The sequence below is a fragment of the Pseudomonas sp. TSO6 genome (genome assembly GCF_056098905.1).
This window is the reverse complement of sequence record NZ_JBLZWV010000049.1, coordinates 1-26,250: the sequence shown is the minus strand read 5'-3', so window position 1 is coordinate 26,250 and position 26,250 is coordinate 1. Positions and strand designations below refer to the sequence as shown.

Sequence of the window (26,250 nt, the reverse complement as noted above, 5' to 3'; positions counted from 1 at the left end):
GCAATTTGTGCAGCTTGGCTGAAACCGGGGCCGCTGCGCGGCCCATCGCGACACAAGGCCGCTCCTACAAGGGCATGCGGGGCGCATTCGGCCGAGTGACCAATGCCGGTTTTCTGCCCAGCTTACAGCGGCGTCTAGTGCAAGGCATTCAGGGTTTACTGATAGCATTTTGCTGCTATTTTTGGGGGCGCATCAGCCTCGATGCATTGCCGCACATGCTGGCGCCGTCGGCAGCGTCGATCGACAGCTGGCCGACGACCTTCCGTTTCGGCCAAGGCAAAGCCTTCACCGAGCGTTGGTCGTTCAACCGCAAGCGGGGTGTATTGCTGGCGCCTGCCAGCTCGGCCCTGCCGCTGATGCTGCATGGCGTCCGCGATCTGATGGTGCTTACACCTGGCCCCACCCAGGCAGACATGCCGTTGGGCTGGATCTATGATCTGGACGGTATCGACCAGGTGCTGGAACACGTTTGCCTTTGATGGCGCGCTGCCCCACAAGCCTTGCTCCCCTTCATAGTGGGCGCAAGGCGCTACGTGGGTATCAGAACGCCCCTTGCAAGGTCACCATGAAGTTGCGTGGCTCGCCATAGAAATTGCCCCACGCCGGCGCACCGATGGTGGCGTAGTACTTCTTGTCGAACAGGTTGTTGCCGTTGAGGGCGACCGTCCAGTTCGGGTCGATGCGGTACTGCACGCGGCCGTTCCATACGGTGTAGCCCGCCTGCTCGACGCGGGTAGTGCCGGTGGTACGGAAGTTCTCGCTCTGGCTGTTCAAGCCGGCGCCCAGGGTCCAGCGCTCCAGGGCCCCGCCCAGCTGGTAGTCACCCCACACCTTCAGCATGTGCCGTGGGATGAAGCTGGAGGTGAAGGTCAGCTCGGTGGGGTCGGTGTCTTCGATGGTGCTCAGGTACTTGGTCTGGGTGTAGGTGTAACCCGCCAGCAGTTGCAGCCGCTCGATTGGCGAGCCGCTGATCTCGGCCTCGAAGCCCTGGGCACGCACCTTGCCGCTGTCGGTGTAGCAATAGCCGTCGCCTGACGGGCAGGCTTCGTTGTAGTCGGTTTCCGCGCGATGATTCTCGATGGTGCGGAACAGGTTGAACGAGGTGTTCAATGCGCCGTCAAGCAGCTCGCCCTTGATGCCGATCTCGTAGTTGGCACCGGTCTTGGGCTGTAACGCCTGCCGCTCGGCATTCACCTTGTCGCTCTGCGGCTGGAAGATGTCGGCGTAGCTGGCGTAGGCAGTCCACTGGTCGTTCAGGTCGTACAGCACGGCGGCGAACGGCGTGACCTGGCCGTTTTCCTGGCTGCGATTATTCACCCAGTAATCGTAGAACTGGGTATAGGAGTCGCTCTTGTTGCGGTACCAGCTGACCCGCGCGCCCAGCACCAGCGTCAGCGGCTCTGCAAGCTTCAGCCGCAGGTTGGCGTAAGTGCCGTACTGGGTGGTGGTGGAGTCGGTTGGCACGCTGCCGCCGCGGGTCGGGTTAACCAAGTAATCGCCCTTGGACGGGTGTGGGAAGTTCGCGGTCGGGTTGAACGGGTCCTGCTTGGCGTTCAGCAGCATAAGCGCGAAGTAGTCATGGGTTTTTTGCCGGCTGGCGTTGGCACCGATGATCAGCTCGTGCTGCAGGCCGAACGCCTCGAACTTGCCATCGACATAGCTATCGAAGCCGTAGTCGTCCTGGTCGTAGTCGAAACGACCGGCTCGCACGTTCATGCTGGCGGTACTGGCGCCGACCGGTACCGTGCCTTCGGAGTAGGCGTATTCGATGTCCTGGTTGTTGTGGGTGTAGATCGAGGCGAAGTTCAGCGTCCAGTCTTCGTTGAAGCGGTGCTTGAGGTCGGCGAAACCGGTAACACGCTGGCTTTGCAGGTCGTTCCAGCTGGCCCCCAGGCAGGTGGAGCGCGACAGCTTCAGGTCACTGCCATCGGCGTAGCGTGGCAGGCCGGAATAGCACGGTGTGGCATCGACATCCTCGTAGGCCAGGCCAAAGCCCAGGGTGGTGTCGGCGGTGACGTCCCAGTCGATGGCGCCGTACAGTATCTGGTCCTGGCGCTTGGCTGTGTCATAGAAGTACTGGCGATCCTGCAGCGACGCCACGGCGCGCCCCCGCACGGTTCCTGACTCGTTTAACGGGCCGCCTGCATCCACCTGGCCGCGGTAGTTGTCCCAGCTACCGGCAGACAGCGTGACGGTGGTGGCGGCTTGTTCCTGGCCACGCTTGCGCACGAAGTTGACGCCGCCGGCGGAGGAGCCGGAGCCCTTCATCATGCCCGCCGCGCCCTTGAGGATTTCGACGCGGTCGTAGAACGCCATGTCGCTGGAAAAGCTGTTGGCCTGCACGTAGTTGCCGCCCACGTCCAGCGGCACGCCGTCGTACTGGTACTGGCCGTCCAGGTTGAAACCACGGGAGTAGAAGTACTTGCCGCCCATGGGCGAGTCGTACACGGTGATGCCCGGGGTCTTGTCCAGCACCTGTTCCAGCGTGTTGAGGTTCTGGTCGTCGAGCATCTTGCGGGTCATCACGGTGACCGACTGCGGGGTTTCCTTCAGCGTGTGCACGCCCTTGCCGATGGTCACTGCGTGGGCAGTGTACGACTGGGTGCCCTCGCTGGTGGCGTCCAGCCGGTTGGCGTCGATGTTCATCGGCCCCAGCTCCATGGCCGAGCCGTTGTCTGCAGGCATCAGCACATAGCCGCCATTGCCCTGGCGCTGAGCCTGCAAGCCACTGTTGGCCAGCAGGCGGATCAGCCCTTCATCGACGCTGTAGCTGCCTTCCAGGCCTGCGCTGCTCAGATTGCGGGTTTGTGCGGTGTCGAACGAAATGGTCACGCCCGCCTGCACGCCAAACTGGGTGATGGCATTGCCCAACGGGCCGGCAGGGACGTGGTAGGCGGTCTGGCTTTGGGCCATGGCCTGGGCAGGCATCAGCAGCAGCCCCGGCGCGCTGGCCAGGGCCATGCCGAACACTACCAGGCGCACGGCCTGGCTCAGCTTGGTTGCAGGGGTGGGGTGCAGATGGGGCATTGCGTGATCCTTCCGTGTCATGGCAGAAAGTCGCTGTCGTCGCGGCTTGTGTCAGGGACGGGCGAGAATCGAAATCAGCAAGGTGTGGGTGAAATTATTTTTGGGGCCGTTATTCAGGCGGGTTCCACGCTCACCCAGTAACGGCTGATATAGCGCACCTTCACGGGCAGGGTTTTGGGCAGGTTGGCCAGTGCAATATCGGTATCGTCGATGCGGAATGCACCGGAAATGCTCATGGACCGGATCGAGGAGGCGCAGCGCAGCACCCCTTGCCGGTAACGCCCCAGTTCTTCGACAAAGTCGCCCAGCTGCCAGTCGTTCACACTCAGCATGCCCTGCAGCCAGGCCGTCGAATCGACGGGCAGGGCATGTGCGCTGGCGAAGTCGTCGCGGTCAAAATTCACTTGCTGGCTGGCCTGCAGTTGCAGCACCCGATCAGGGTGGTGTTGCGGGCGTACTTCGACAGCGCCCTGCAGCACGCCCACGCGCGTCTGCTGGGCAAGTTTGCGGATGCTGAACTCGGTACCACGGGTGAGCACGCTGCCGTCTTCGGTGTGCACGATGAACGGGCGCTGCTGAAGGCCACTGATCGGGCGCACCAGGATTTCCCCTTGGTACAGCTGGATCGCACGTACTTTGGCGTCGTAGCGCACATCCAGCGCGGTATTCACGTTCAGCTCCAGCTGCGAGCCATCCTCCAGTTGCATGGCGCGCCGTTCGCCGCCACGGGTGCGTTGCTGGGCCAGCAAGGCGCGATAGGGCACCTGCTCGGCTGCCAGCCAGCCACCACCGCCCATGGCCAGCAACAGGCTCAGCACCTTCAGCACATCGCGCCGCTGTGCTTGTGCCGCGCCCAGGCTGGACAGCGCTGCCCGTGGCGGCACCATGGCCCACTGCTGCTGCAGTTTTTCTACCCGCGCCCAGGCGGCAGCATGTTGCGGGCTGGCCTGCAGCCACTGCCGCCAGGCGTAGGTGCGGGCCTCGTCGCTGGCGCCATCGTTGAGCTGCACATACCAGGTGGCCGCGGCTTCGAGTGTCTTGAGATCCATCGCCCTCAGCCTTCGACTGCCAGCAGGCAGCGGGTCATCGCCTTGATCAGGTGGTTCTTCACGGTGGTAACCGACACGCCGAAGCGCTCGGCCGCAGCACCGTAGGTCAGGCCTTCGAGTTGAACGGCGAGGAAGATGGCGCGGGTCCTGGCGCCGAGTTCATCGAGCAGGGTGTCCACGGCCACCAGCATTTCGATGATCGACAAGCGCACTTCCGGCGATACCTCTACCGGCTCCGGGCGCAGGGCCAGGGCTTGCAGGTAGGCTTTTTCGATGGCGCGGCGGCGGGCTTTGTCGATCAGCAGCGCGCGGGCGATAGCGCTGAGGTAGCTGCGCGGCTCGCGGATCGGCAACGGATTACGTGCGGTCATTACCCGCAAGAACGTGTCGTGCGCCAGGTCGGAGGCATCGGCGGCGTTGCCCAGGCGGGCGCGCAGCCAGCCCTTCAGCCAGCTGTTGTTTTCGCTGTACAGCTGGTGCAGGGCCTGGGGATCGAGCGTCGACATGCGTCAAGATCGCAATATTAATGGGAATTGATCGCATTGTCGCGAGAGAAGGGGCTTAATGCAAGGACCGCGAGCACACACCCTGTGGGAGCGGCCTTGCGTCGCGATTGGGCCGCAAAGCGGCCCCGGATTTCGGCATCACGGCTACATTTTTGGGGCTGCTGTGCAGCCCTATCGCGACGCAAGGCCGCTCCCACAAAGGGGTTGCGTGCACGCTGGGGGGCAGTGGTTAGAACCCGGCCTCCAGGCTCAGCAGCTCCTGCACCGTCTGCCGCCGGCGAATCATTCGCAGCGCCCCGTCTTCGATCAGGAACTCCGGAAGCAACGGCCGGCTGTTGTAGTTTGACGACATCGATGCACCGTAGGCGCCAGCGTCATGGATCACCAGCAGGTCGCCCACCTGAGCCTGGGGCAGGTCCTGCGGGGTCAGTTCCTGGTCATCCTGGGTGAACACGTCACCCGATTCGCACAATGGCCCGGCCACAACAGTCGGCTGCCGTGGGCGGTCCACCGGCCGGCCGTTTGCGTCGAGCAGGGTCATGCCGTGGTAGGCGCCGTACATCGCCGGCCGCATCAGGTCGTTGAAGCCGGCGTCGATCATGACGAAGGTATTGCGGCCCACTTGCTTGACGGCACGCACTTCGGCCACCAGGTAGCCCGACTCGGCCACCAGGAAGCGCCCTGGCTCGATTTCCATGCGTACGGGGTGGCCCAGCATTGCTTCGATTTCCTTGCGTGCCACCGCCCAGGTCTGGGCGTAGCGTTGCAGGTCGACCGGCTTGTCGGTGCTGCGGTAAGGGGTGGACAGCCCGCCGCCGATGGAGAACGCCTCGATATCCACGCCCAGGCGACCGACCAGTTCGATCATCGAGCGGGCCACCTGCTCCAGGTGCTGGTAGTCCACCCCCGAACCAATGTGCATGTGCACGCCTACCAGGTGCAGGCCATGGGCCTTGATGCACGCGAGCGCCTCGTCCAGTTCTTCGTGCCAGATGCCGTGCTTGCTGTTTTCGCCGCCGGTGTTGGTCTTGCGGCTGTGGCCATGGCCGAAGCCCGGGTTGATGCGGATCCACACGCGGTGGCCGGGCGAGCGTTCACCCAGTTGGCGCAGCATGTCGATGGAGCCGGCGTTGACTTCGATCTTCTCTGCCACCACGCGCTCCAGGGTTGGCCGGTCCAGCGCGTCGCAGGTCAGCACCACGCCGGCAGGGTCACCGTCCACGCTCGCACCCGCAGCGAAGGCCCGCTCCATTTCACCCAGCGACACGGCATCCAGCACCAGGCCGTGGGCGCGCATCAGGCGCAGCACATGCAGGTTGGGGTTGGCTTTCTGGGCGAAGCGTACGGTGTCAAATACGTTCAGCTGTTCGACACGCTCGGCGATGGTGCTGGCGTCGTACGCCCAAAGCGGCGAGCCGTGCTGGCGAACCGCCTCGGCCAGAAGAGTGAAGGGTGCGGTCATGATGGCGCTACTCGTATAAGGAAGGCCACGAGGATGAATCAAAGCGGGAATTCAGAAAAATAGCTATTTTTCTGCCAGTCATTCATATCTGATATACCCATTGTCGACTCACCGGGTGCTGCCGTGAAACTGTCCGTCCGCCACATTGAAGTGTTCCGCGCCATCATGGCCGCTGGCAGTGTCACCGGGGCGGCGCGCCTGCTGTTCACCTCGCAGCCCACTGTCAGCCGCGAATTGGCGCGCCTGGAGCAGGTAACTGGCCTGAACTTGTTCGAGCGCGAGGGTGGGCGCCTGGTGGCGACGGCCCAGGCGCTGCTGTTGATCGAAGAGGTCGAGCGTGCCTACGTCGGGCTGGAGCGCATTGATCGCTTTGCCCAGGCCATCCGCAATTTCGAGCAGGGGCGGCTGGCCATCACCTGCCTGCCGCTGTTCTCCCAGACCTTGCTGCCCAAGGCCTGCCAGCGCTTCCATCAGCAGCACCGTGGCGTGAGCGTGAGCATCGTGGCGCAGGAATCGCCGTTGCTGGAGGAGTCACTGGTTGCCCAGCAGCATGACCTTGGCCTGACCGAAATCGAGCAGATACCGCGCGGCGCTTATGGTGAACTGCTGTTCAGCGCCAACATGGTGTGCGTGCTGCCCGAGCATCACCCGTTGCAGGCCAAGGCCGAGCTGGAGCTAAGCGACTTTCATGAGGTCGATTTCATCAACCTGGCCAGCCTGGACACCTACCGCCAGCGCCTGGACCAGCACTTTCGCGCGGCGGGGGTGAACCGCCGCACGGTGATCGAGACCACCAGTGCCGCCTCGGTGTGCGCCATGGTCAGGCAAGGCCTTGGGGTGGCGATCATCAACCCGCTGAGCGGCCTGGAGGCGGCCCAGGGCGGTTTGCCGATCCGCAGGCTGCGGGTGTCGGTGCCCTACCAGGTCATGCTGATACGCCCCGACCACCGGCCGGCATCGGCAGCGGTGGAGCCGTTTTGCGAAGCGCTGCGGGTGCAGGCTAAAGCGATGCAGGCAGCATTGCGCTAGCGCCTGACTCTCCTAAGGGGTTTTGTGCTGCCTGTACCGGCCTCATCGCCGGCAAGCCAGCTCCCACAGGTACTGCACATGGCTTGAGGCGGAGGTGGTCGGTGTGGGAGCTGGCTTGCCGGCGATGAGGCCAGTACAGGCAACAAAGGTCGGCCCTGTGTGCAATCTGCGGTTCAGAGTTCGCAGACGAAGGTCCCGGTCCCAGTCAGGATGTTTTCCAGGGTTTGCTTCACTTCGTCCAGGTCGCTCAGGTCGCTGGTAAGGTTGATCTCCAGCACCTCGTCCCCCTTCAGCGCATCCTGGTCGCCGGCCGCCACTTCGATCAGCAGGCGCTTGGCACTCAGGGTCACTTTCAGCCCATCCAGCGTCGACGGCTCGTCATCCAGGGTCAGGTCGACGGTGTCTTCATCCGGGTAGCGGGTAAGCAGGAACATCTGTCCCTTGTCGCTGTGGCAGCACAGGGTCGCCATGTTGTCTTCCTCGTCATCGCAAGGGGTGGCGAACAGCAGGGCGGTGTTGATTTGCATGAGCAGGCTCGGATCAAAGGAAACGGAAGGGAATTCTGACAGTCTTGCGTACAGGCATAAACGTAAAGTTACCGCCCCTTGACCGAAATTGTCGCAGCGCTGCAAGCGTTGATGACCGATCAGTCGTTAAGCTTCGGCGAGCCCTGGGCGTGCCCGCGCACGTTCAACGCCTGGTTTTACCGTCCGCCTTGCCACGGGTTGGCTATCGTTGATCCGTACACGGCGCACGCAGCGACGCTTCAACTATTACAAAGCCCAAGCGGAGTACCACAGATGGCGTTCTTCACCGCAGCCAGCAAAGCCGACTTCCAGCATCAACTGCAAGCGGCCCTGGCGCAGCACATCAGCGAACAGTCCCTGCCACAAGTGGCGCTGTTCGCCGAGCAGTTCTTCGGCATCATCTCTCTGGACGAACTCACCCAGCGCAGGCTTTCCGACCTGGCCGGCTGCACCCTGTCAGCCTGGCGCATCATCGAGCGTTTCGACCCCGAATACCCGCAAGTACGCGTATACAACCCCGATTACGAACGCAATGGCTGGCAGTCGACCCATACCGTGGTCGAGGTGCTGCACCACGACCTGCCGTTTTTGGTCGACTCTGTGCGCACCGAGCTCAACCGCCGCGGCTACAGCATCCACACCCTGCAGACCACCGTGCTCAGCGTGCGCCGCGGCGCCAAGGGCGAGCTGCTGGAACTGCTGCCCAAGGGCACCCAGGGCGAAGGCGTGCGCCATGAGTCGCTGATGTATCTGGAGATCGACCGCTGCGCCAATGCTGCCGAGCTGACCGTGCTGACCCGCGAGATCGAGCAGGTGCTGGCCGAGGTACGGGTGGCCGTGGCCGACTTCGAACCGATGAAGGCCAAGCTGCGTGAAGTGGTGGCGCAGGTTGAACAGACCGCCTTTGGCCCAGCCCAGAACGAGAAGGGCGAGGTCAAAGCGTTCCTCGAGTGGTTGCTGGACAACCATTTCACCTTCCTGGGCTATGAAGAATTCACCGTCAAGGGCGACGCCGACGGCGGCCAGATGGTCTACGACGAGCAGTCGTTCCTCGGCCTGCCGCGCCGCCTGCGTGTGGGCCTGACGGCCGAAGAGCTGCGCATCGAAGACTACGCCGTGGCTTACCTCAACGAACCGCTGCTGCTGTCGTTTGCCAAGGCTGCGCTGCCCAGCCGCGTGCACCGCCCGGCCTACCCGGACTACGTGTCGATCCGCCAGCTGGACGCCGACGGCAAAGTCATCAAGGAACACCGCTTCATGGGCCTGTACACCTCGTCGGTGTATGGCGAAAGCGTGCATGCCATTCCGTATATCCGCGTGAAGGTGGCTGAAGTCGAGCGCCGCTCGGGCTTCGACGCCAAGGCCCACCTGGGCAAGGAACTGGCCCAGGTACTGGAAGTGCTGCCGCGCGACGACCTGTTCCAGACGCCGATCGACGAGCTGTTCACCACCGTCATGGCGATCGTGCAGATCCAGGAGCGCAACAAGATCCGCGTGTTCCTGCGCAAGGACCCGTACGGCCGCTTCTGCTACTGCCTGGCCTATGTGCCGCGGGAGATCTACTCCACCGAAGTACGGCAGAAGATTCAGCAAGTGCTGATGGAGCGCCTGAAGGCCAGCGACTGCGAGTTCTGGACCTTCTTCTCCGAATCGGTGCTGGCACGGGTGCAGCTGATTTTGCGGGTAGACCCGAAAAACCGCATCGACATCGACCCGCAGCAGCTGGAGCGTGAAGTAATCCAGGCCTGCCGCTCGTGGCACGACGACTACTCGACGCTGGTGGTCGAGAACTTCGGCGAAGCCCAGGGCACCAACATCCTGGCCGATTTCCCCAAGGGCTTCCCGGCCGGCTACCGTGAGCGCTTCGCCGCGCACTCGGCAGTGGTCGACCTGCAGCACGTGCTGAACCTGTCGGAAAGCAAGCCGCTGGCGATGAGCTTCTACCAGCCGCTGACCCAGGTTGGCGAGCGCATCCTGCACTGCAAGCTGTACCACGCCGATACGCCACTGGCGTTGTCTGACGTGCTGCCGATCCTGGAAAACCTCGGCCTGCGCGTGCTTGGCGAGTTCCCGTACCGCCTGCGCCATGCCAATGGCCGCGAGTACTGGATCCACGACTTCGCCTTCACCTACAGCGAAGGCCTGAGCCTGGATATCCAGCAGCTCAACGACACCCTGCAAGACGCCTTCATCCACATCGTGGGCGGCGATGCCGAGAACGATGCCTTCAACCGCCTGGTACTCACTGCTGGCCTGCCATGGCGCGACGTGGCACTGCTGCGCGCCTACGCCCGTTACCTGAAGCAGATCCGCCTGGGCTTCGACCTGGGCTACATCGCCAGCACCCTGAACAACCACACCGACATCGCCCGCGAGCTGACCCGGTTGTTCAAGACCCGCTTCTACCTGGCCCGCAAGCTCACCCAGGAAGACCTGGACGACAAGCAGCTGCGCCTGGAACAAGCGATCCTGACCGCGCTGGACGACGTGCAGGTCCTCAACGAAGACCGCATCCTGCGCCGCTACCTGGACCTGATCAAGGCTACCCTGCGCACCAACTTCTACCAACCGGATGCCAACGGCCAGAACAAGTCGTATTTCAGCTTCAAGTTCAACCCCAAGCTGATCCCCGAACTGCCCAAGCCGGTGCCCAAGTTCGAAATCTTCGTCTATTCACCGCGCGTCGAGGGCGTGCACCTGCGCTTTGGCAACGTCGCCCGTGGCGGCTTGCGCTGGTCCGACCGCGAAGAGGACTTCCGTACCGAAGTACTGGGCCTGGTTAAAGCCCAGCAGGTAAAAAACTCGGTCATCGTGCCGGTTGGCGCCAAGGGCGGCTTCCTGCCGCGCCGCCTGCCACTGGGTGGCGGCCGTGACGAGATCGCCGCCGAGGGCGTGGCGTGCTACCGAATCTTCATTTCCGGCCTGCTCGACATCACCGACAACCTCAAGGACGGCGGCATAGTGCCACCGGCCAACGTGGTGCGCCATGACGATGACGACCCGTACCTGGTGGTGGCGGCCGACAAAGGCACCGCGACCTTCTCCGACATCGCCAACGGCATCGCCATCGACTACGGCTTCTGGCTGGGCGACGCCTTTGCCTCGGGCGGTTCGGCCGGTTACGACCACAAGAAGATGGGCATTACCGCACGCGGCGCCTGGGTGGGCGTGCAGCGCCACTTCCGCGAGCGCGGCATCAACGTCCAGGAAGACCCGATCACCGTGATCGGCGTGGGCGACATGGCCGGCGACGTATTCGGCAACGGCTTGCTAATGTCCGACAAGCTGCAACTGGTGGCAGCCTTCAACCACCTGCACATCTTCATTGACCCGAACCCGGAGCCTGCGTCCAGCTTTGCCGAGCGCAAGCGCCTGTTCGACCTGCCGCGCTCGGCCTGGAGCGACTACGACACCAGCATCATGTCCGAAGGCGGCGGGATCTTCCCGCGCAGTGCCAAGAGCATCGCCATCAGCCCGCAGATGAAAGAGCGCTTTGCGATTGAAGCCGACCGCTTGACCCCGACCGAGCTGCTCAACGCGCTGCTCAAGGCACCGGTCGACCTGCTGTGGAACGGCGGCATTGGTACCTACGTGAAGGCCAGCACTGAAAGCCACGCCGATGTCGGCGACAAGGCCAACGACGCGCTGCGGGTCAACGGCAACGAACTGCGCTGCAAGGTGGTGGGCGAGGGCGGCAACTTGGGCATGACCCAGCTCGGCCGGGTCGAGTTCGGCCTGAACGGCGGCGCCACCAACACCGACTTCATCGACAACGCCGGCGGCGTGGACTGCTCCGACCACGAGGTCAACATCAAGATCCTGCTCAACGAAGTGGTGCAGGGTGGCGACATGACCGAGAAGCAGCGCAACCAGCTGCTCGGCAGCATGACCGACGAAGTGGCCGGCCTGGTGCTGGGCAACAACTACAAGCAGACCCAGGCGCTGTCGCTGGCGGCTCGCCGTGCCCGTGAGCGGATTGCCGAGTACAAGCGCCTGATGGCCGACCTGGAAGCCCGTGGCAAGCTGGACCGCGCCATCGAGTTCCTGCCGTCCGAAGAGCAACTGGCCGAACGCCTGGCTGCTGGCCATGGGCTGACCCGCGCCGAGCTGTCGGTGCTGATTTCGTACAGCAAGATCGACCTCAAGGAACAGCTGCTGAAATCGCTGGTGCCGGACGACGACTACCTGACCCGCGACATGGAAACCGCCTTCCCGCCGTCGCTGGTGAGCAAGTTTGCCGACTCCATGCGCCGCCACCGCCTGAAGCGCGAAATTGTCAGCACCCAGATCGCCAACGACCTGGTCAACAACATGGGCATCACCTTCGTCCAGCGCCTGAAGGAGTCGACTGGCATGAGCCCGGCCAACGTGGCCGGGGCCTATGTGATCGTGCGCGACATCTTCCACCTGCCGCACTGGTTCCGCCAGATCGAGGCACTGGACTACCAGGTGCCGGCAGAAATCCAGCTCACCCTGATGGACGAACTGATGCGGCTGGGCCGCCGTGCCACGCGCTGGTTCCTGCGCAGCCGCCGCAACGAGCAGGACGCCGGGCGTGATACCGCACACTTCGGGCCGAAGATCGCGCAACTCGGGCTCAAGCTCGATGAGCTGCTCGAAGGCCCGACCCGCGAACGCTGGATGGTGCGCTACCAGGGCTTTGTCGACGCCGGTGTGCCAGAACTGCTGGCGCGGATGGTGGCGGGTACCAGCCACCTGTACACCCTGCTGCCGATCATCGAAGCGGCCGACGTCACCGGTCACGACCCCGCCCAGGTGGCCAAGGCGTTCTTCGCCGTGGGCAGCTCGCTGGACCTGACCTGGTACCTGCAGGAAATCAGCAACTTGCCGGTGGAGAACAACTGGCAGGCGCTGGCCCGCGAAGCCTTCCGCGACGACATCGACCTGCAGCAGCGGGCGATCACCATTTCGGTGCTGCAGATGGCCGATGCGCCGGATGACATGGACGCCCGCGTGGCACTGTGGGCGGAGCAGCATCGGGTGATGGTGGAGCGTTGGCGTGCCATGCTGGACGACCTGCGCAATGCCACCGGCACCGACTATGCGATGTACGCGGTGGCCAACCGCGAGCTGGTCGACCTGGCCATGAGCGGGCAGGCGACGGTGGTGCCGTCCTGAGCCTTATGGTGAGGTAAAACAAAGCCCCGGCAGCAATGCCGGGGCTTTTTATTTGGTCATTGCACGGTACCTGTAGGAGCGGCCTTGTGCCGCGAAAGGGGTGCGAAGCGCCCCCACAATTTATGCCTCAGGCTGATATCGCCGGGGCCGCTATGCGGCCCTTTCGCGGCACAAGGCCGCTCCTACATGTACCGTGTCAGTCGGCTGGTCTACAGACTGCTTACTTGAACCGCCGCTCCACCCCTTTTTCCACCAGGATCTTGGCCGAAATCTCTTCCACCGAAAAATGCGTGGAATTGATGTTGGGAATGTTCTCCCGCCGGAACAGGCTCTCTACCTCACGCACTTCGAACTCGCACTGGGCAAAGCTGGAATAGCGGCTGTTGGGCTTGCGTTCATGGCGTATGGCGGTGAGGCGGTCTGGGTCGATGGTCAGGCCGAACAGCTTGTTGTGGTGTTTTTTCAGCACCGCCGGCAGTTGCAGGCGCTCCATGTCGTCTTCGGTCAGCGGATAGTTCGCGGCGCGGATGCCAAACTGCATGGCCATGTACAGGCAGGTGGGGGTCTTGCCGCAGCGTGACACACCCACCAGAATCAGGTCGGCCTTGTCGTAGTAGTGGGTGCGCGCACCGTCGTCGTTGTCCAGGGCAAAATTCACCGCCTCGATGCGTTCCATGTAGTTGGAATTGCCGCCGATCGAGTGCGATTTGCCCACGGAATACGACGAATGGGCGGTCAATTCCTGCTCTAGCGGGGATAAAAACGAAGAAAAGATGTCGATCATGAAGCCGTTCGACGTCGCCAGGATCTCCCGGATGTCCTGGTTGACGATGGTGTCGAAGATGATCGGGCGCACCCCGTCACGCTCGGCCGCAGCGTTGATTTGCTGGACCATGGTCCGCGCTTTGTCTGGCGAATCGATGTACGGACGGGTGAATTTGTTGAACGGAATGCTCTCGAATTGCGCGAGCAAACTCTGGCCCAGGGTTTCGGCAGTGATACCGGTGCCGTCGGAGATGAAGAACGCGGTTCGTTTCATTTGCGATCTAGGCCTTAAGCTGATGACGATTCTTGGATATGATAAGTTCGGTTTGCCGAATGCGGCTGTCGGCATTCTCACTTATTTTCCAGGTACAGGCCACAAACGCCCGGCCAAGTCACCGAAGACAGGCGGGCGCCTTTTTGAGCTTTTCCAACACAGTTAGTGGAGAGATCACCTTGGTAGAGTACGTAGTTTCCCTCGATAAGCTCGGCGTCCATGATGTAGAGCATGTGGGGGGCAAGAACGCATCCCTGGGCGAGATGATCAGCAACCTTGCCGGTGCTGGTGTATCGGTGCCGGGCGGCTTTGCCACTACGGCGCAGGCGTACCGCGATTTTCTCGAACAGAGTGGTCTGAACGACAAGATTCACGCCGCGCTCGACGCGCTCGACGTGGATGACATCAATGCCCTGACCAAAACCGGCGCACAGATCCGCCAGTGGGTCATGGAAGCCGAGTTCCCTGCGCGTCTGGATTCGGAAATCCGAACCGCCTTCGCCGAAATGGCCGCTGGCAACGACAACATGGCCGTTGCCGTGCGTTCCTCGGCCACCGCCGAAGATTTGCCGGACGCCTCGTTCGCCGGCCAGCAGGAAACCTTCCTCAACATCCGTGGCGTCGACAACGTGATCCGCGCGGCCAAGGAAGTGTTCGCCTCGCTGTTCAACGACCGCGCCATCGCCTACCGCGTGCACCAGGGCTTCGACCACAAGCTGGTCGCCCTGTCGGCCGGCGTGCAGCGCATGGTCCGCTCCGAAACCGGCACTGCAGGCGTGATGTTTACCCTCGACACCGAGTCGGGCTTCCGCGACGTGGTGTTCATCACCGGCGCCTACGGCCTGGGCGAAACCGTGGTGCAGGGTGCGGTCAACCCTGACGAATTCTACGTGCACAAGCAAACCTTGCAGGCCGGCCGCCCGGCCATCCTGCGTCGCAACCTGGGCAGCAAGGCCATCAAGATGGTCTATGGCGAAGAAGCCAAGGCCGGCCGTTCGGTCAAGACCGTCGAAGTCGACCGTGCCGAGCGTGCGCGCTTCTGCCTGAGCGACGAAGAAGTAAACGAACTGGCCAAGCAGGCCATGATCATCGAGCAGCACTACCAGCGCCCGATGGACATCGAGTGGGCCAAAGACGGTGACGACGGCAAGCTGTACATCGTGCAGGCACGCCCGGAAACGGTGAAAAGCCGTTCCAGCGCCAACGTCATGGAACGCTACCTGCTGAAAGAAAAAGGCACCGTACTGGTCGAAGGCCGCGCCATCGGCCAGCGCATCGGCGCCGGCAAGGTGCGCGTGATCAACGACGTATCGGAAATGGACAAGGTCCAGCCGGGCGACGTACTGGTCTCCGACATGACCGATCCGGACTGGGAACCGGTGATGAAGCGCGCCAGTGCCATCGTTACCAACCGCGGCGGCCGTACCTGCCACGCGGCGATCATCGCCCGTGAGCTGGGTATTCCGGCCGTGGTCGGTTGCGGCAACGCCACCCAGCTGCTGAAAGACGGCCAGGGTGTGACCGTGTCCTGCGCCGAAGGCGACACCGGTTTCATCTTCGAGGGCGAGCTGGGCTTCGACATCAAGCAGAACTCGGTTGATGCCATGCCGGAGCTGCCATTCAAGATCATGATGAACGTCGGCAACCCCGACCGTGCCTTCGACTTTGCCCAGCTGCCCAACGCCGGTGTCGGCCTGGCGCGCCTGGAATTCATCATCAACCGCATGATCGGTGTGCACCCCAAGGCGCTGCTCAACTACGCAGGCCTGCCGCCAGAGCTCAAGGACAGCGTCGACAAGCGTATTGCCGGCTACAGCGACCCGGTCGGCTTCTATGTCGAGAAGCTGGTCGAAGGCATCAGCACCCTGGCTGCGGCCTTCTACCCGAAAAAGGTCATCGTGCGCCTGTCGGACTTCAAGTCCAACGAGTACGCCAACCTGATCGGCGGCAAACTGTACGAGCCGGAAGAAGAAAACCCGATGCTGGGCTTCCGCGGTGCTTCGCGTTACATCAGCGAGTCGTTCCGTGACTGCTTCGAGCTCGAGTGCCGTGCACTGAAACGTGTACGCAACGAGATGGGCCTGACCAACGTCGAGATCATGGTACCGTTCGTGCGTACCCTGGGCGAAGCCAGCCAGGTCGTCGACCTGCTCGCCGAAAACGGCTTGTCGCGTGGCGACAACGGCCTGCGCGTGATAATGATGTGCGAACTGCCGTCCAACGCCATTCTGGCTGAGGAGTTCCTTGAGTACTTCGACGGCTTCTCGATCGGCTCCAACGACCTGACCCAGCTGACCCTGGGCCTGGACCGTGACTCGGGCATCATCGCCCACCTGTTCGACGAGCGTAACCCTGCGGTGAAGAAGCTGCTGGCCAACGCCATTGCCGCGTGCAACAAGGCGGGCAAGTACATCGGCATCTGCGGTCAGGGCCCATCGGACCACCCGGACCTGGCCAAGTGGCTGATGGAGCAGGGCATCGAAAGCGTGTCGCTGAACCCGGACTCGGTACTCGAGACCTGGTTCTTCCTGGCCGAGGGCCAGGGCGCAGCCTGACGAGGTAAAACGCGGGGGGACGTCTGGCGTACCCCCGCCTGGTTTTTTCCAGGGCGTGTTCCAGTAATGGTTCCCGCCCTTTTTTGTGCACCAAGCAACCTTATGCAAAGCAGCAGCACTCTATTTCCCGTGGCCCTGCTCAGTGCCGAGCGCCGCGGCGACCTTAGCGAAGACGTGTACCGGATCAAGGCCGGCAATGGCCCTGACCCTAGCGTCGAGCTTGCCCTTACCCGTCTGGGGCTGGCCGATCAGGGCCAGCCTCTGGGTGTGCCGGTCATTCTTCTGCACGGCAGTTTTTCCAATCGGCGTTTCTGGTACTCGCCCAAAGGGGTTGGCCTGGGTGCGTATCTCGCCCGTGCCGGTTTCGATGTGTGGATCCCGGAAATGCGCGGCCACGGCCTGTCGCCACGTAACCACGCCTGGCAGCACAACAACGTAGCCGCCTACGCCCGTGATGACCTGCCGCTGATTGCCGCGTTCGTGCGCGAGCAGTCGGGCCAGGCGCCACACTGGATTGGCCATTCGCTGGGCGGCACTACCCTGGCGGCAGCCTTGGGTGGTGGCTTTCTTGCTGCCGGGGAGGTGGCCAGCGTTGCGCTGTTCGGTACCCAGATCAGCCGCGTCTATTGGCCGCTAAAAGTGCCACCGCTGGCCTGGGGCGCGAAGCTGGTGCTCAAGCGCTGGGGGCAGATTTCCGGGCCACGTTTCAAGCGTGGACCAGAGGACGAGCCCATCGGCCTGGCGCTGGAGAGCATGCGCTGGCACGGCCTGTTCGGGCGCTTTGGCGACAAGCAGAGCGACTGGTGGGCGGGGCTGGCAGAGGTGGATGTGCCGCTGCTGGCGGTGGCCGGCGCGGGGGACTTCCAGGACCCGGTGTGGGCCTGCCGAAAGCTGTTCGAGCAGTTGGGGGGGGAGCGCAAGCAGTTCCTGCGGCTGGGGCGTGAAGAAGGCTTCGACGCCTTCGGGCACGTCGACATGCTGGTGAGCAAGGCCGCGCAGGTGCAGGTGTGGCCGCTGGTGGAGCGCTGGTTGCGCAACCCGCTGTTGCCGGTGCATGCGTCCACTGTGGTCGCAGAGCCGGTGGCGGTCAGTTAGTTTTGGATTGCCTGTAATGGCCCTATCGCCGGCAAGCCAGCTCCCACAAGTACCCCACAGGCCTTGAGGGCAGTAGTGTTCTTGTGGGAGCTGGCTTGCCGGCGATAGGGCCGGTACAGGATGAATACAAATGACTGCCCGGTCCCGGATGACTACGACAGCCTCCAAGGTGTAGCCTTGGCCGATACCCGCTTTCGTTGTGACTGACAGGAGCCTCCCATGCAGCATTACGTAACGCCCGACCTGTGTGACGCCTACCCGGACCTGGTACAAGTGCTGGAACCGATGTTCAGCAATTTTGGCGGCCGTGATTCGTTCGGCGGTCAGATCGTCACCATCAAGTGCTTCGAGGACAACTCGCTGGTCAAGGAGCAGGTAGAGCTCGACGGCAAGGGCAAGGTGCTGGTGGTCGATGGTGGTGGCTCGCTGCGCCGGGCGCTGCTCGGCGACATGCTGGCCGAAAAGGCCGCCAAAAACGGTTGGGAAGGCCTGGTGATCTACGGCTGTGTGCGTGACGTGGATGTATTGATCCAGACCGACGTCGGCGTACAGGCCCTGGCCAGCCACCCGATGAAAACCGACAAGCGCGGTATCGGCGACCTCAACGTGGTGGTGACCTTTGCCGGGGTAACCTTCCGCCCAGGCGAGTATGTGTATGCCGACAACAATGGCGTGCTGGTCTCGCCAAGCCCGCTGAAAATGCCGGAGTGATGCGCCGCACGCGCTGATGGAGCTTTGATGTTCGAGGAAGACAACGCGCAGTGGGGGCTGGTGCATGCCCTGGTGCTCGATGGTAAAGGCGGCGCGCGCTCGATTGCCCGTACCGAACTGGACGATTTGCAGCTGCAACCGGAGCAGAGCCTGTGGCTGCACTGGGACCGCAGCCATCCACAAACCCGCACCTGGCTGCTGCATGACAGCGGCCTGAGCGAGTTCGCCTGCGAGCTGCTGCTGGAAGAAAACACCCGGCCGCGCCTGCTGCCCATGGCTGACGAACAGCTGTTGCTGTTTTTGCGTGGGGTCAACCTCAACCCGGGCGCAGAGCCCGAAGACATGGTCTCGGTGCGCATTTTCGCCCAGGCGCAGCGGGTCATATCGCTGCGCTTGCGGCCGCTACGCGCCAGTGACGAAATTCTTCAGTTGCTGGAGCAGGGCAGGGGGCCGAAGTCGGCTTCCGAACTGTTGCTGCTGATGGGCGAGCTGCTGACCGAAAAGGTCCAGGGCCTGGTCAGCGACCTGTCCGAACTGGTCGACCTGGAAGAAGAAAAGGTCGAAGCCGACGAACGGTACACCCCGGAGAACGGCAGCCTGCAGCAGATCCGCCGCCGTGCAGCGGGCCTGAGGCGTTTCCTGGCTCCGCAGCGGGAGATCTACGCCCAGCTGTCACGCAGCAAATGGAGCTGGTTTGCCGATGCCGATGCCGATTACTGGAACGAGCTGAACAACAGCCTGATCCGCTACCTCGAAGAGCTGGAACTGACCCGCGAGCGTGCCGCACTGGTGCTGGAAAGCGAAGACCGCCGGCGCAGCGAGCGGATGAACCGCACCATGTACCGCTTTGGCATCATCACCTGCATCTTCTTGCCCATGAGTTTCGTTACCGGGCTGCTGGGCATCAATGTCGGCGGTATCCCGGGGGCAGAAAACCCCTATGGCTTCCTGTTCGCCTGCATCGTCGTGCTTGGGCTGGCGGTGGGGCAGTGGTGGATGTTCCGGCGGTTGCGATGGGTCTAGGTGTTCATTTTGAAACATTCGTCCCAATCGGATGTGTGACCCATTGCCCGGCCATCTCGTCTCTTGCTGACACTGCGCGAGGTGCCCATGCACGATCCGTTTGAAGAATCCCTGCGTGACCTGCTCAAGGCGTCACCCTCCGGCAATGACCGCGATGACCGGGATGACGCTGCCTGCCTGGGTCGCGTGCTGAAAACCGCCAACCGCCAGGTTGGCGCGGGCGATCTGTTCAGCCTGCTTGGCCGCTGGAGCCAGGCGCTGCTGATTGCCGTCAATAATGGCTCGGCGCATGTCGCGCCGGTGCGTCGACACTCTTCCCGCAACGCTGCCACCGGCAGCAAAGCAGATAAGGCCGATTGAATATGGAACTCGATCTCTGGACCCAGAGCCTGGTCGCCGCGATGACTGCACTTTGGACCAAGGTAGCGAACTTCATCCCCAACCTGTTCGGCGCGCTGGTCGTGGTGCTGCTCGGTTTCGTGGTGGCCAAGCTGCTCGACACGCTATTGTCCAAACTGCTGGCCAAGCTTGGCCTGGACCGCCTGATGGCCGGCACCGGCCTCACCAAGATGCTCGGCCGGGTCGGTATCCAGGTGCCGATCTCGACCTTGATCGGCAAGATTGTCTACTGGTTCGTGCTGCTCATCTTCCTCGTCTCGGCCGCTGAGTCGCTAGGCCTGGAGCGGGTTTCCGCGACCCTCGACATGCTCGCCCTGTACCTGCCAAAAGTGTTCGGCGCCGCCTTGGTGTTGCTGGCCGGCGTGCTGCTGGCGCAGGTGGCCAACGGGCTGGTGCGCGGCGCGGCCGAAGGCATCGGCCTGGAATATTCGGCAGGCCTTGGGCGTATTACCCAGGGCCTGGTGATCATCATCAGCATCTCGGTTGCCATCAGCCAGCTGGAGGTGAAAACCGACCTGCTGAACCACGTGATCGTCATCGGGCTGATTACCGTTGGTCTGGCGGTAGCCCTGGCAATGGGCCTTGGCAGCCGCGAAATTGCCGGGCAGATTCTGGCCGGCATTTACGTGCGTGAGCTCTACCAGGTCGGCCAGCAGGTGCGAATTGGAGAGGTCGAAGGGCATATCGAGGAAATCGGCACGGTCAAGACAACGCTGCTGACCGATGATGGCGAACTGGTGTCGCTGGCCAATCGCGAGCTGCTTGAGCAGCGCGTCAATAGCCGCTAACCGCACAAAAGCTGTTAATGTATGCCGCCGCGAAATTCGACCCACGGGGTCGCGCGGCGACATTGACCTGACTGTCGGCCAGATCCGTTTTGAATAAAGTTCATTCGCCGCCCATGCGTTATGACCCCCGCGAGCTCACCGATGAAGAGTTGGTGGCGCGTTCGCATGAGGAGCTGTACCACGTTACCCGCGCCTATGAGGAGCTCATGCGGCGCTACCAGCGGACCCTGTTCAACGTCTGTGCGCGTTATCTGGGGAACGACCGTGACGCGGACGATGTCTGTCAGGAAGTGATGCTCAAGGTGCTGTACGGGCTGAAGAACTTCGAGGGTAAATCCAAGTTCAAGACGTGGCTGTACAGCATCACCTACAACGAGTGCATCACCCAGTACCGCAAGGAGCGCCGTAAACGCCGGCTGATGGATGCCTTGAGTCTGGACCCTATCGAAGAGGCGTCCGAAGACAAGGCCCCGAAGCCGGAAGAAAAAGGCGGGCTGGACAAGTGGCTGGTGCATGTGAACCCGATTGACCGGGAAATTCTGGTGCTGCGTTTTGTCGCAGAGCTGGAATTCCAGGAAATTGCCGACATCATGCACATGGGCCTGAGCGCAACGAAAATGCGCTACAAGCGTGCGCTAGACAAGCTTCGTGAGAAATTTGCCGGCCTTGATGAAACTTAGTGGCGTGCAAATATCTCTAACGAATCGGCGAGTTCTGCTAGACTTGCCGTCGAGTTGTCCCCCTTGTTTGTGGTGGGACTGCTTAACTATCACCAGATGGGGATTTAACGGATGAAATTGAAAAACACCTTGGGCTTGGCCATTGGTTCGCTCGTAGCCGCCACCTCGATTGGCGCTATGGCACAAGGCACAGGCGCTGTGGAAGTCGAAGGCTTCTACAAGAAAGAATTCTTCGACAGCCAGCGTGACTTCAAGAACGACGGCAACCTGTTCGGCGGCTCGATCGGTTACTTCCTGACCGACGACGTTGAACTGCGCCTGGGTTACGACGAAGTTCACAACGCTCGTGGCGAAGACGGCAAGAACATCAAGGGCTCGAACACCGCCCTGGACGCCGTTTACCACTTCAACAACCCGTATGACGCCATCCGTCCGTACGTTTCCGCTGGTTTCTCGCACCAGTCGCTGGGCCAGACCGGCCGTGGCGGTCGTGACCACTCCACCTTCGCCAACGTTGGCGCTGGCGCCAAGTGGTACATCACCGACATGTTCTACGCCCGTGCCGGCGTAGAAGCTCAGTACAACATCGACCAGGGCGACACCGAGTGGGCCCCAAGCGTTGGTGTTGGTCTGAACTTCGGCGGTAGCCCGAAGCAAGCCGAAGCCGCTCCAGCTCCAGTTGCTGAAGTTTGCTCCGACTCCGACAACGACGGCGTTTGCGACAACGTCGACAAGTGCCCAGACACCCCGGCCAACGTTACCGTTGACGCCGACGGCTGCCCGGCTGTTGCCGAAGTCGTTCGTGTTGAGCTGGACGTCAAGTTCGACTTCGACAAGTCGGTTGTCAAGCCTAACAGCTACGGCGACATCAAGAACCTGGCTGACTTCATGAAGCAGTACCCACAAACCACCACCGTGGTTGAAGGTCACACTGACTCCGTGGGTCCAGACGCTTACAACCAGAAGCTGTCCGAGCGTCGTGCCAACGCTGTCAAGCAAGTCCTGACCCAGCAGTACGGCGTAGAATCTACCCGTGTTGACTCGGTAGGCTACGGCGAAACCCGTCCGGTTGCTGACAACGCCACCGAAGAAGGCCGTGCTGTCAACCGTCGCGTTGAAGCTCAGGTAGAAGCTCAGTCCAAGTAATTGGCCTGATGTTTCATGAAAAACCCGGCCTCGGCCGGGTTTTTCTTTACCTGGAATTTAACCGGCCTCACAGCCTGCACAGCACTTGCAGGAGCAGCCTTGTGCTGCGAAGAGGCCGGTAAGTGCAAAGGTATGCTGTCGCTGTAATGGCCTCTTCGCAGCACAAGGCTGCTCCTGCAGTGACGGCTATTCAGCCCGCGATTGAAACAAGCTCCAGAGCCTGCTGTACCCCAACCACCTCCCCAATCACCAGAATCGCCGGGCTACGCAAGCCAAACCTTCGCGCATCTTCAACCATGCCCAGCACATCGCTCCTGCACTCACGCTGCTGCGGCATCGAGGCATTTTCGATCATCGCCACCGGCATGCCCGGTGCCATGCCCCCCGCCAGCAAGCCCTGGCGTACCTGCTCCAGCCGCGCCACCCCCATGTAAACCACCAGCGTCGTCCCGCCCTGTGCCAGAGCCGTCCAGTTCAGCTCGCTGTCGTCCTGGGTGTGCGCCGTCACCAGCGTCACCCCGCGGCTGACACCGCGTGAAGTCAGCGAAATGCCGCATTGCGTGGCGCCTGCCAGGCCCGCCGTGATGCCGTTGACCAGCTCCACCTCGATGCCATGCCCCTGCAGCCATAGCGCCTCCTCACCTCCGCGACCAAAAATACACGGGTCGCCACCCTTGAGCCGTACCACGCAACGCCCTTGTCGAGCATGGCGCAACATCAGGCGCTGGATGAACGCCTGTGGTGTGGAGCGGCAGCCGCCGCGCTTGCCCACTGCGATCACCCGGGCCTGGGGGGAATGTTCCAGTACTGCCGGGTTGACCAGGTCGTCGATCATCACCACGGCGGCTTGCTGCAGGGCACGTACCGCCTTGAGGGTGAGCAGTTCAGGGTCGCCAGGGCCGGCACCCACCAGCCAGACTTTTGCATTCATCGGGGTACTCCTCATCGGCAGGGTGTGCTCAGCCTTTTAGCAGGCTGAGCAGCAAAATCAGGTTGAACAGCAGGGACAGCAGGGCCAGCGTGCGCCACACCTTCAGCGGCTCGCGCTCCAGCAATGGCCGTGGGCGGCTGGGCAGTTCCTGGCGGTCGCCGCGCTCAAGCAGCAGCAACCAGTGTTCGGCAGTTTCGAAGCGTTGCGCCGGGTCGGCGGCCACCGCCTGCTGCAGGTTGTGCTGCAGCCATTCCGGCAGGTCGGGGCGGTAGCGTGCGGCGTTGACTGGCTGGCCGAAACGCGGGCGCTGGAAGGCTTCCACCTCGCCATACGGGTAGTGCCCGGTCAGCAGGTGGTACAGCGTCACGCCCACGGCATACAGGTCTTGGCGCGGGCTGGGCGGCTGGCCATCGAACGCTTCCGGGGCAATGTACGAGGGCGTGCCGGGCACGTCGTGCAGCGGGTCTTCGGACAGGCCTGGGCAGTAGGCCAGGCCGAAGTCCAGCAGGCGCAGCTGGCCATCGCTGCCCAGGTGCAGGTTGTCTGGCTTGATATCGCGGTGTAGCAGGTTGCGCCGGTGCAGCACGCCGACCGCCTGCAGCAGTTGCCGGGCCATTTCCAGCCACTGTGGCAAGGGCAGCGGGCCGTGTCCGGCCAGTAGCGTTGCAAGGGTCTGGCCGGGGTATTCGCGCATCACGTAGTACAGGTGTTGGCGCTGGCTGGCTGCATGCAGCTCGGGGAAATGTCGGCCAGCGACCCGGCGCAGGAACCATTCTTCCAGCAACAGCCCTTGCGCCGCCTTCGGCTCCTGCTCGCGTGCGCCAGGCAGGGTTTTGAGCAGCCAGGCTTGACCTTGGCCGTCGCGCATCCGGTACAGCAGCGACTGGCGGCTGTGCGACAGCAGCTGTTCGGTAAGCCAGCCATCGATCACCTGGCCTTCGCGCAGTGGGCCGGGTAACGGCCATTGCTGCAGCTGTGCCAGGGTGTCACCGAGGTTGGCCGTGCCCAGTTGCTCCACCTGCACCAGCAAGGCGCTGGCGTTGTCCTGGCTGCCATTGAGGTGCGCGCTGGCAACCAGCGTGTCGACGGCCAGTTGCAGGTCGGGCTGTTCACGCAGCACCGCCTGGATGTGCTGGTCGCCCAGGCTGGCCCAGACTCCGTCGCTGAGTAGCAAGAAGCACTCACCCGGCTGCAGCTCGCCCTCCAGGTAATCCACCAGCAGATGTTGGTCCAGGCCCAGCGCGCGTTTCAGCACATGCTGCATGCCCGGCTGGTCCCACACATGATCTTCGCTCAGGCACTGCAGGTGCCCGGCGTGCCAGCGGTAAACACGACAGTCGCCGACATGGGCCAGGGTGAATCGCCGGCCCCGCAGTACCAGTGCGCTGAGGGTGGTCAACAATGGCTGGCCGCTGCCTTGTGCGCGCAGCCAGCGGTTCTGTGCCAGCAGCAGGCGGTCGAGTGCCTGGGCCACGCTCCAGGTGGCGGGGGTGGCGTAGTAGTCCAGGGCCAGCGCCTGCAAGCTGGCGCGTGCTGCCAGGCCACCATCGGCGCATTGGCTGACGCCGTCGGCAAGGGCGAACAGGTAGCCTTTGCTGGCGGCCAGCTCTGGCGCCGGGGTTACCAGGCGCAGGGCGTCCTGGTTTTCCGCGCGCGGCCCGGTGGCGCTGGCCTGGGCAAAGCTCAGTTGCAGGCTCATCGGCGTGCCTCAGACCCGCGCTGCTGTGACTGCAGCCGAGCCCCAGGTGGTGCGCCAGCGCTGTTTCACGCCGTGCAGGCCGAACCAGGCCAGCAGGCCCAGGCTGGCGAACAGCCACAGCCCCAGCTGGTAATCGCCGGTGTGCTGCTTGATGGTGCCAAGCCCTGCCGCCAGCAGAAAGCCGCCGATACCGCCGGCCATGCCGATCAGCCCGGTCATTACGCCGATTTCCTGGCGGAAGCGTTGTGGTACCAGCTGGAATACCGCGCCGTTGCCAGCGCCCAGGCCAAGCATGGCGCTGATGAACAGCGCCAGTGCGGCAGCCGCAGAAGGCAGGTTGAACCCGACTGCGGCAATGCAGATGGCTGCAACGCTGTACATGCCCAGCAGGGTGCGGATGCCGCCGAAGCGGTCGGCCAGGGCGCCGCCGAGCGGGCGCATCAGGCTCCCGGCGAACACGCAGGCAGCGGTGTAGTAGCCGGCAGTGACCGGGCTCAGCCCGTACTGGTCGCTGAAGTAGCCGGGCAGGGCGCTGGCCAGGCCAATGAAGCCGCCGAAGGTGACACTGTAGAAGAACATGAACCACCAGCTGTCACGGTCGCCGAGGGCCTTGAGGTAGTCCGCCATTGCTTTGGGCTTGGGGCGCTCTGGGGCGTTGCGTGCCAGCAGGGCGAACACCACCAGCGCCAGCGTCAACGGAATCAGCGCAAAGCCGAACACATTGTTCCAGCCAAAGCCGGCCGCCAGCGCCGGGGCCAGCAGGGCGGCGAACACCGTGCCGGAATTGCCGGCGCCAGCAATGCCCATGGCCTTGCCCTGGTGTTGCGGCGGGTACCACTGCGACGCCAGCGGCAGCGAAACGGCGAACGAAGCGCCGGCAAAGCCGAGGAACAAGCCCAGCAGCAGCACCTGTTCATAGGTGTGTACGCCGAAGTGCCAGGCCGCCGCCAGCGCGACAATGACCACCACCTGGCCGATCAGCCCTGCGGTCTTGGGTGACAGGCGGTCGACCAGCACGCCCATGGCAAAGCGCAGGATCGCCCCGGAGAGGATCGGCATGGCTACCATCAGGCCCCGTTGTTGTGCACTGAGTTGCAAGTCACCGGCAATCTGCACCGCCATCGGGCCCAGCAGGTACCAGACCATGAAGCTCAGGTCGAAGTACAGGAACGCAGCGAACAGCGTGGGCACATGCCCGGATTTCCAGAAGCTGGTACTCATCGAACACCTCACTCGGCAATGCAACGGAACGAAAAAGACGCCGCTACCCACTCCAGGAAGGTGGAGGGGAGAGCGACGTCTTTGTCGGGATTTAAGTGGGGCAACCGCCGTTGGCTACCGGTGCAAATACATCAGCAAGAGCCGGGCCAATTCGGAATATCGAGCAGAGCGGACTTTGTGGGAGCGGCCTTGTGTCGCGATAGGGCTGCTGCGCAGCCCTATCG

General features: G+C 62.9%; 20 protein-coding genes. 11 read left to right on the top strand and 9 right to left on the bottom strand.

Translation table 11 applies throughout. The annotated features are described in order from the left end of the window. The coding region (locus ACN6NG_RS21405; protein WP_474316080.1) for a hypothetical protein at positions 1–479 on the top strand (479 nt) is incomplete at its 5' end. Between the two features lie 61 nt (positions 480–540). Here the strand turns inward: ACN6NG_RS21405 and ACN6NG_RS21400 are convergent. The 4 genes from ACN6NG_RS21400 to lysA form a co-directional block, all read right to left on the bottom strand. Continuing rightward, entirely contained in the window at positions 541–3,027 is a 2,487-nt protein-coding gene (locus ACN6NG_RS21400; protein WP_474316078.1) for a TonB-dependent siderophore receptor, read from the bottom strand. A gap of 113 nt (positions 3,028–3,140) precedes the next feature. Next, positions 3,141–4,076, bottom strand: a complete 936-nt coding sequence (locus tag ACN6NG_RS21395; protein ID WP_063425117.1) for a FecR domain-containing protein — start codon at positions 4,074–4,076, stop codon at positions 3,141–3,143. 5 nt (positions 4,077–4,081) lie between these two features. Next, complete coding sequence (locus ACN6NG_RS21390; protein WP_174371651.1) at positions 4,082–4,582, bottom strand: sigma-70 family RNA polymerase sigma factor; 501 nt, start codon at positions 4,580–4,582, stop codon at positions 4,082–4,084. Positions 4,583–4,811: 229 nt separating this feature from the next. After that, on the bottom strand, positions 4,812–6,044 hold the full coding sequence (gene lysA / locus ACN6NG_RS21385) for a diaminopimelate decarboxylase (RefSeq protein WP_474316076.1): 1,233 nt from the start codon (positions 6,042–6,044) through the stop codon (positions 4,812–4,814). Positions 6,045–6,167: 123 nt separating this feature from the next. On the opposite strand from lysA, the gene ACN6NG_RS21380 reads away from it, so the two are divergent. Continuing rightward, complete coding sequence (locus ACN6NG_RS21380; protein WP_016500799.1) at positions 6,168–7,073, top strand: LysR family transcriptional regulator; 906 nt, start codon at positions 6,168–6,170, stop codon at positions 7,071–7,073. Between the two features lie 173 nt (positions 7,074–7,246). Here ACN6NG_RS21380 and ACN6NG_RS21375 read toward each other — a convergent pair whose 3' ends face one another. After that, positions 7,247–7,600, bottom strand: coding sequence for a hypothetical protein (locus ACN6NG_RS21375; protein WP_049274347.1), 354 nt, complete (start codon positions 7,598–7,600; stop codon positions 7,247–7,249). A gap of 273 nt (positions 7,601–7,873) precedes the next feature. Here ACN6NG_RS21375 and ACN6NG_RS21370 point away from each other — a divergent pair, with 273 nt between their 5' ends. Beyond that, entirely contained in the window at positions 7,874–12,739 is a 4,866-nt protein-coding gene (locus ACN6NG_RS21370; protein WP_353456548.1) for an NAD-glutamate dehydrogenase, read from the top strand. 220 nt (positions 12,740–12,959) lie between these two features. Here the strand turns inward: ACN6NG_RS21370 and ppsR are convergent, their stop codons facing one another. Next, positions 12,960–13,778 (bottom strand): posphoenolpyruvate synthetase regulatory kinase/phosphorylase PpsR, encoded by an 819-nt coding sequence (gene ppsR / locus ACN6NG_RS21365; RefSeq protein WP_012271263.1) that lies wholly within the window; start codon positions 13,776–13,778, stop codon positions 12,960–12,962. 179 nt (positions 13,779–13,957) lie between these two features. On the opposite strand from ppsR, the gene ppsA reads away from it, so the two are divergent. The 8 genes from ppsA to ACN6NG_RS21325 all read left to right on the top strand — a co-directional run bounded on the left by ppsA (position 13,958) and on the right by ACN6NG_RS21325 (position 22,175). Next, the gene (gene ppsA, locus ACN6NG_RS21360) at positions 13,958–16,333 is read left to right on the top strand and encodes a phosphoenolpyruvate synthase (protein ID WP_197899024.1); all 2,376 of its coding nucleotides are present in this window, start codon (positions 13,958–13,960) and stop codon (positions 16,331–16,333) included. A gap of 102 nt (positions 16,334–16,435) precedes the next feature. Beyond that, a complete protein-coding gene (locus ACN6NG_RS21355) occupies positions 16,436–17,428 on the top strand; it encodes an alpha/beta fold hydrolase (RefSeq protein WP_240979201.1) in 993 nt (330 codons plus the stop codon). A 219-nt stretch (positions 17,429–17,647) separates the two neighbouring features. Next, the gene (rraA, locus tag ACN6NG_RS21350) at positions 17,648–18,139 is read left to right on the top strand and encodes a ribonuclease E activity regulator RraA (RefSeq protein ID WP_003248652.1); all 492 of its coding nucleotides are present in this window, start codon (positions 17,648–17,650) and stop codon (positions 18,137–18,139) included. A gap of 27 nt (positions 18,140–18,166) precedes the next feature. Continuing rightward, a complete protein-coding gene (locus ACN6NG_RS21345) occupies positions 18,167–19,162 on the top strand; it encodes a zinc transporter ZntB (protein ID WP_368978965.1) in 996 nt (331 codons plus the stop codon). 87 nt (positions 19,163–19,249) lie between these two features. Further along, positions 19,250–19,522, top strand: a complete 273-nt coding sequence (locus ACN6NG_RS21340; RefSeq protein WP_014591816.1) for a hypothetical protein — start codon at positions 19,250–19,252, stop codon at positions 19,520–19,522. Between the two features lie 2 nt (positions 19,523–19,524). Then, the gene (locus tag ACN6NG_RS21335) at positions 19,525–20,349 is read left to right on the top strand and encodes a mechanosensitive ion channel family protein (RefSeq protein ID WP_016500792.1); all 825 of its coding nucleotides are present in this window, start codon (positions 19,525–19,527) and stop codon (positions 20,347–20,349) included. 113 nt (positions 20,350–20,462) lie between these two features. Next, positions 20,463–21,029, top strand: coding sequence for an RNA polymerase sigma factor SigX (gene sigX / locus ACN6NG_RS21330; RefSeq protein ID WP_016500791.1), 567 nt, complete (start codon positions 20,463–20,465; stop codon positions 21,027–21,029). A gap of 111 nt (positions 21,030–21,140) precedes the next feature. Continuing rightward, complete coding sequence (locus ACN6NG_RS21325; protein WP_016500790.1) at positions 21,141–22,175, top strand: OmpA family protein; 1,035 nt, start codon at positions 21,141–21,143, stop codon at positions 22,173–22,175. A 190-nt stretch (positions 22,176–22,365) separates the two neighbouring features. Here the strand turns inward: ACN6NG_RS21325 and cobA are convergent, their stop codons facing one another. Genes cobA through ACN6NG_RS21310 form a run of 3 tightly spaced genes read right to left on the bottom strand, consistent with a single transcriptional unit; the run spans position 22,366 to position 26,026 of the window. After that, positions 22,366–23,106: a uroporphyrinogen-III C-methyltransferase gene (cobA, locus tag ACN6NG_RS21320; protein ID WP_063425132.1), complete on the bottom strand. Its 741-nt coding sequence runs from the start codon at positions 23,104–23,106 to the stop codon at positions 22,366–22,368. A gap of 28 nt (positions 23,107–23,134) precedes the next feature. Next, positions 23,135–24,805 (bottom strand): bifunctional protein-serine/threonine kinase/phosphatase, encoded by a 1,671-nt coding sequence (locus ACN6NG_RS21315; protein WP_474316071.1) that lies wholly within the window; start codon positions 24,803–24,805, stop codon positions 23,135–23,137. Positions 24,806–24,814: 9 nt separating this feature from the next. Continuing rightward, the gene (locus tag ACN6NG_RS21310) at positions 24,815–26,026 is read right to left on the bottom strand and encodes a nitrate/nitrite transporter (RefSeq protein ID WP_474316069.1); all 1,212 of its coding nucleotides are present in this window, start codon (positions 26,024–26,026) and stop codon (positions 24,815–24,817) included. Between the last annotated feature and the right edge of the window lie 224 nt (positions 26,027–26,250).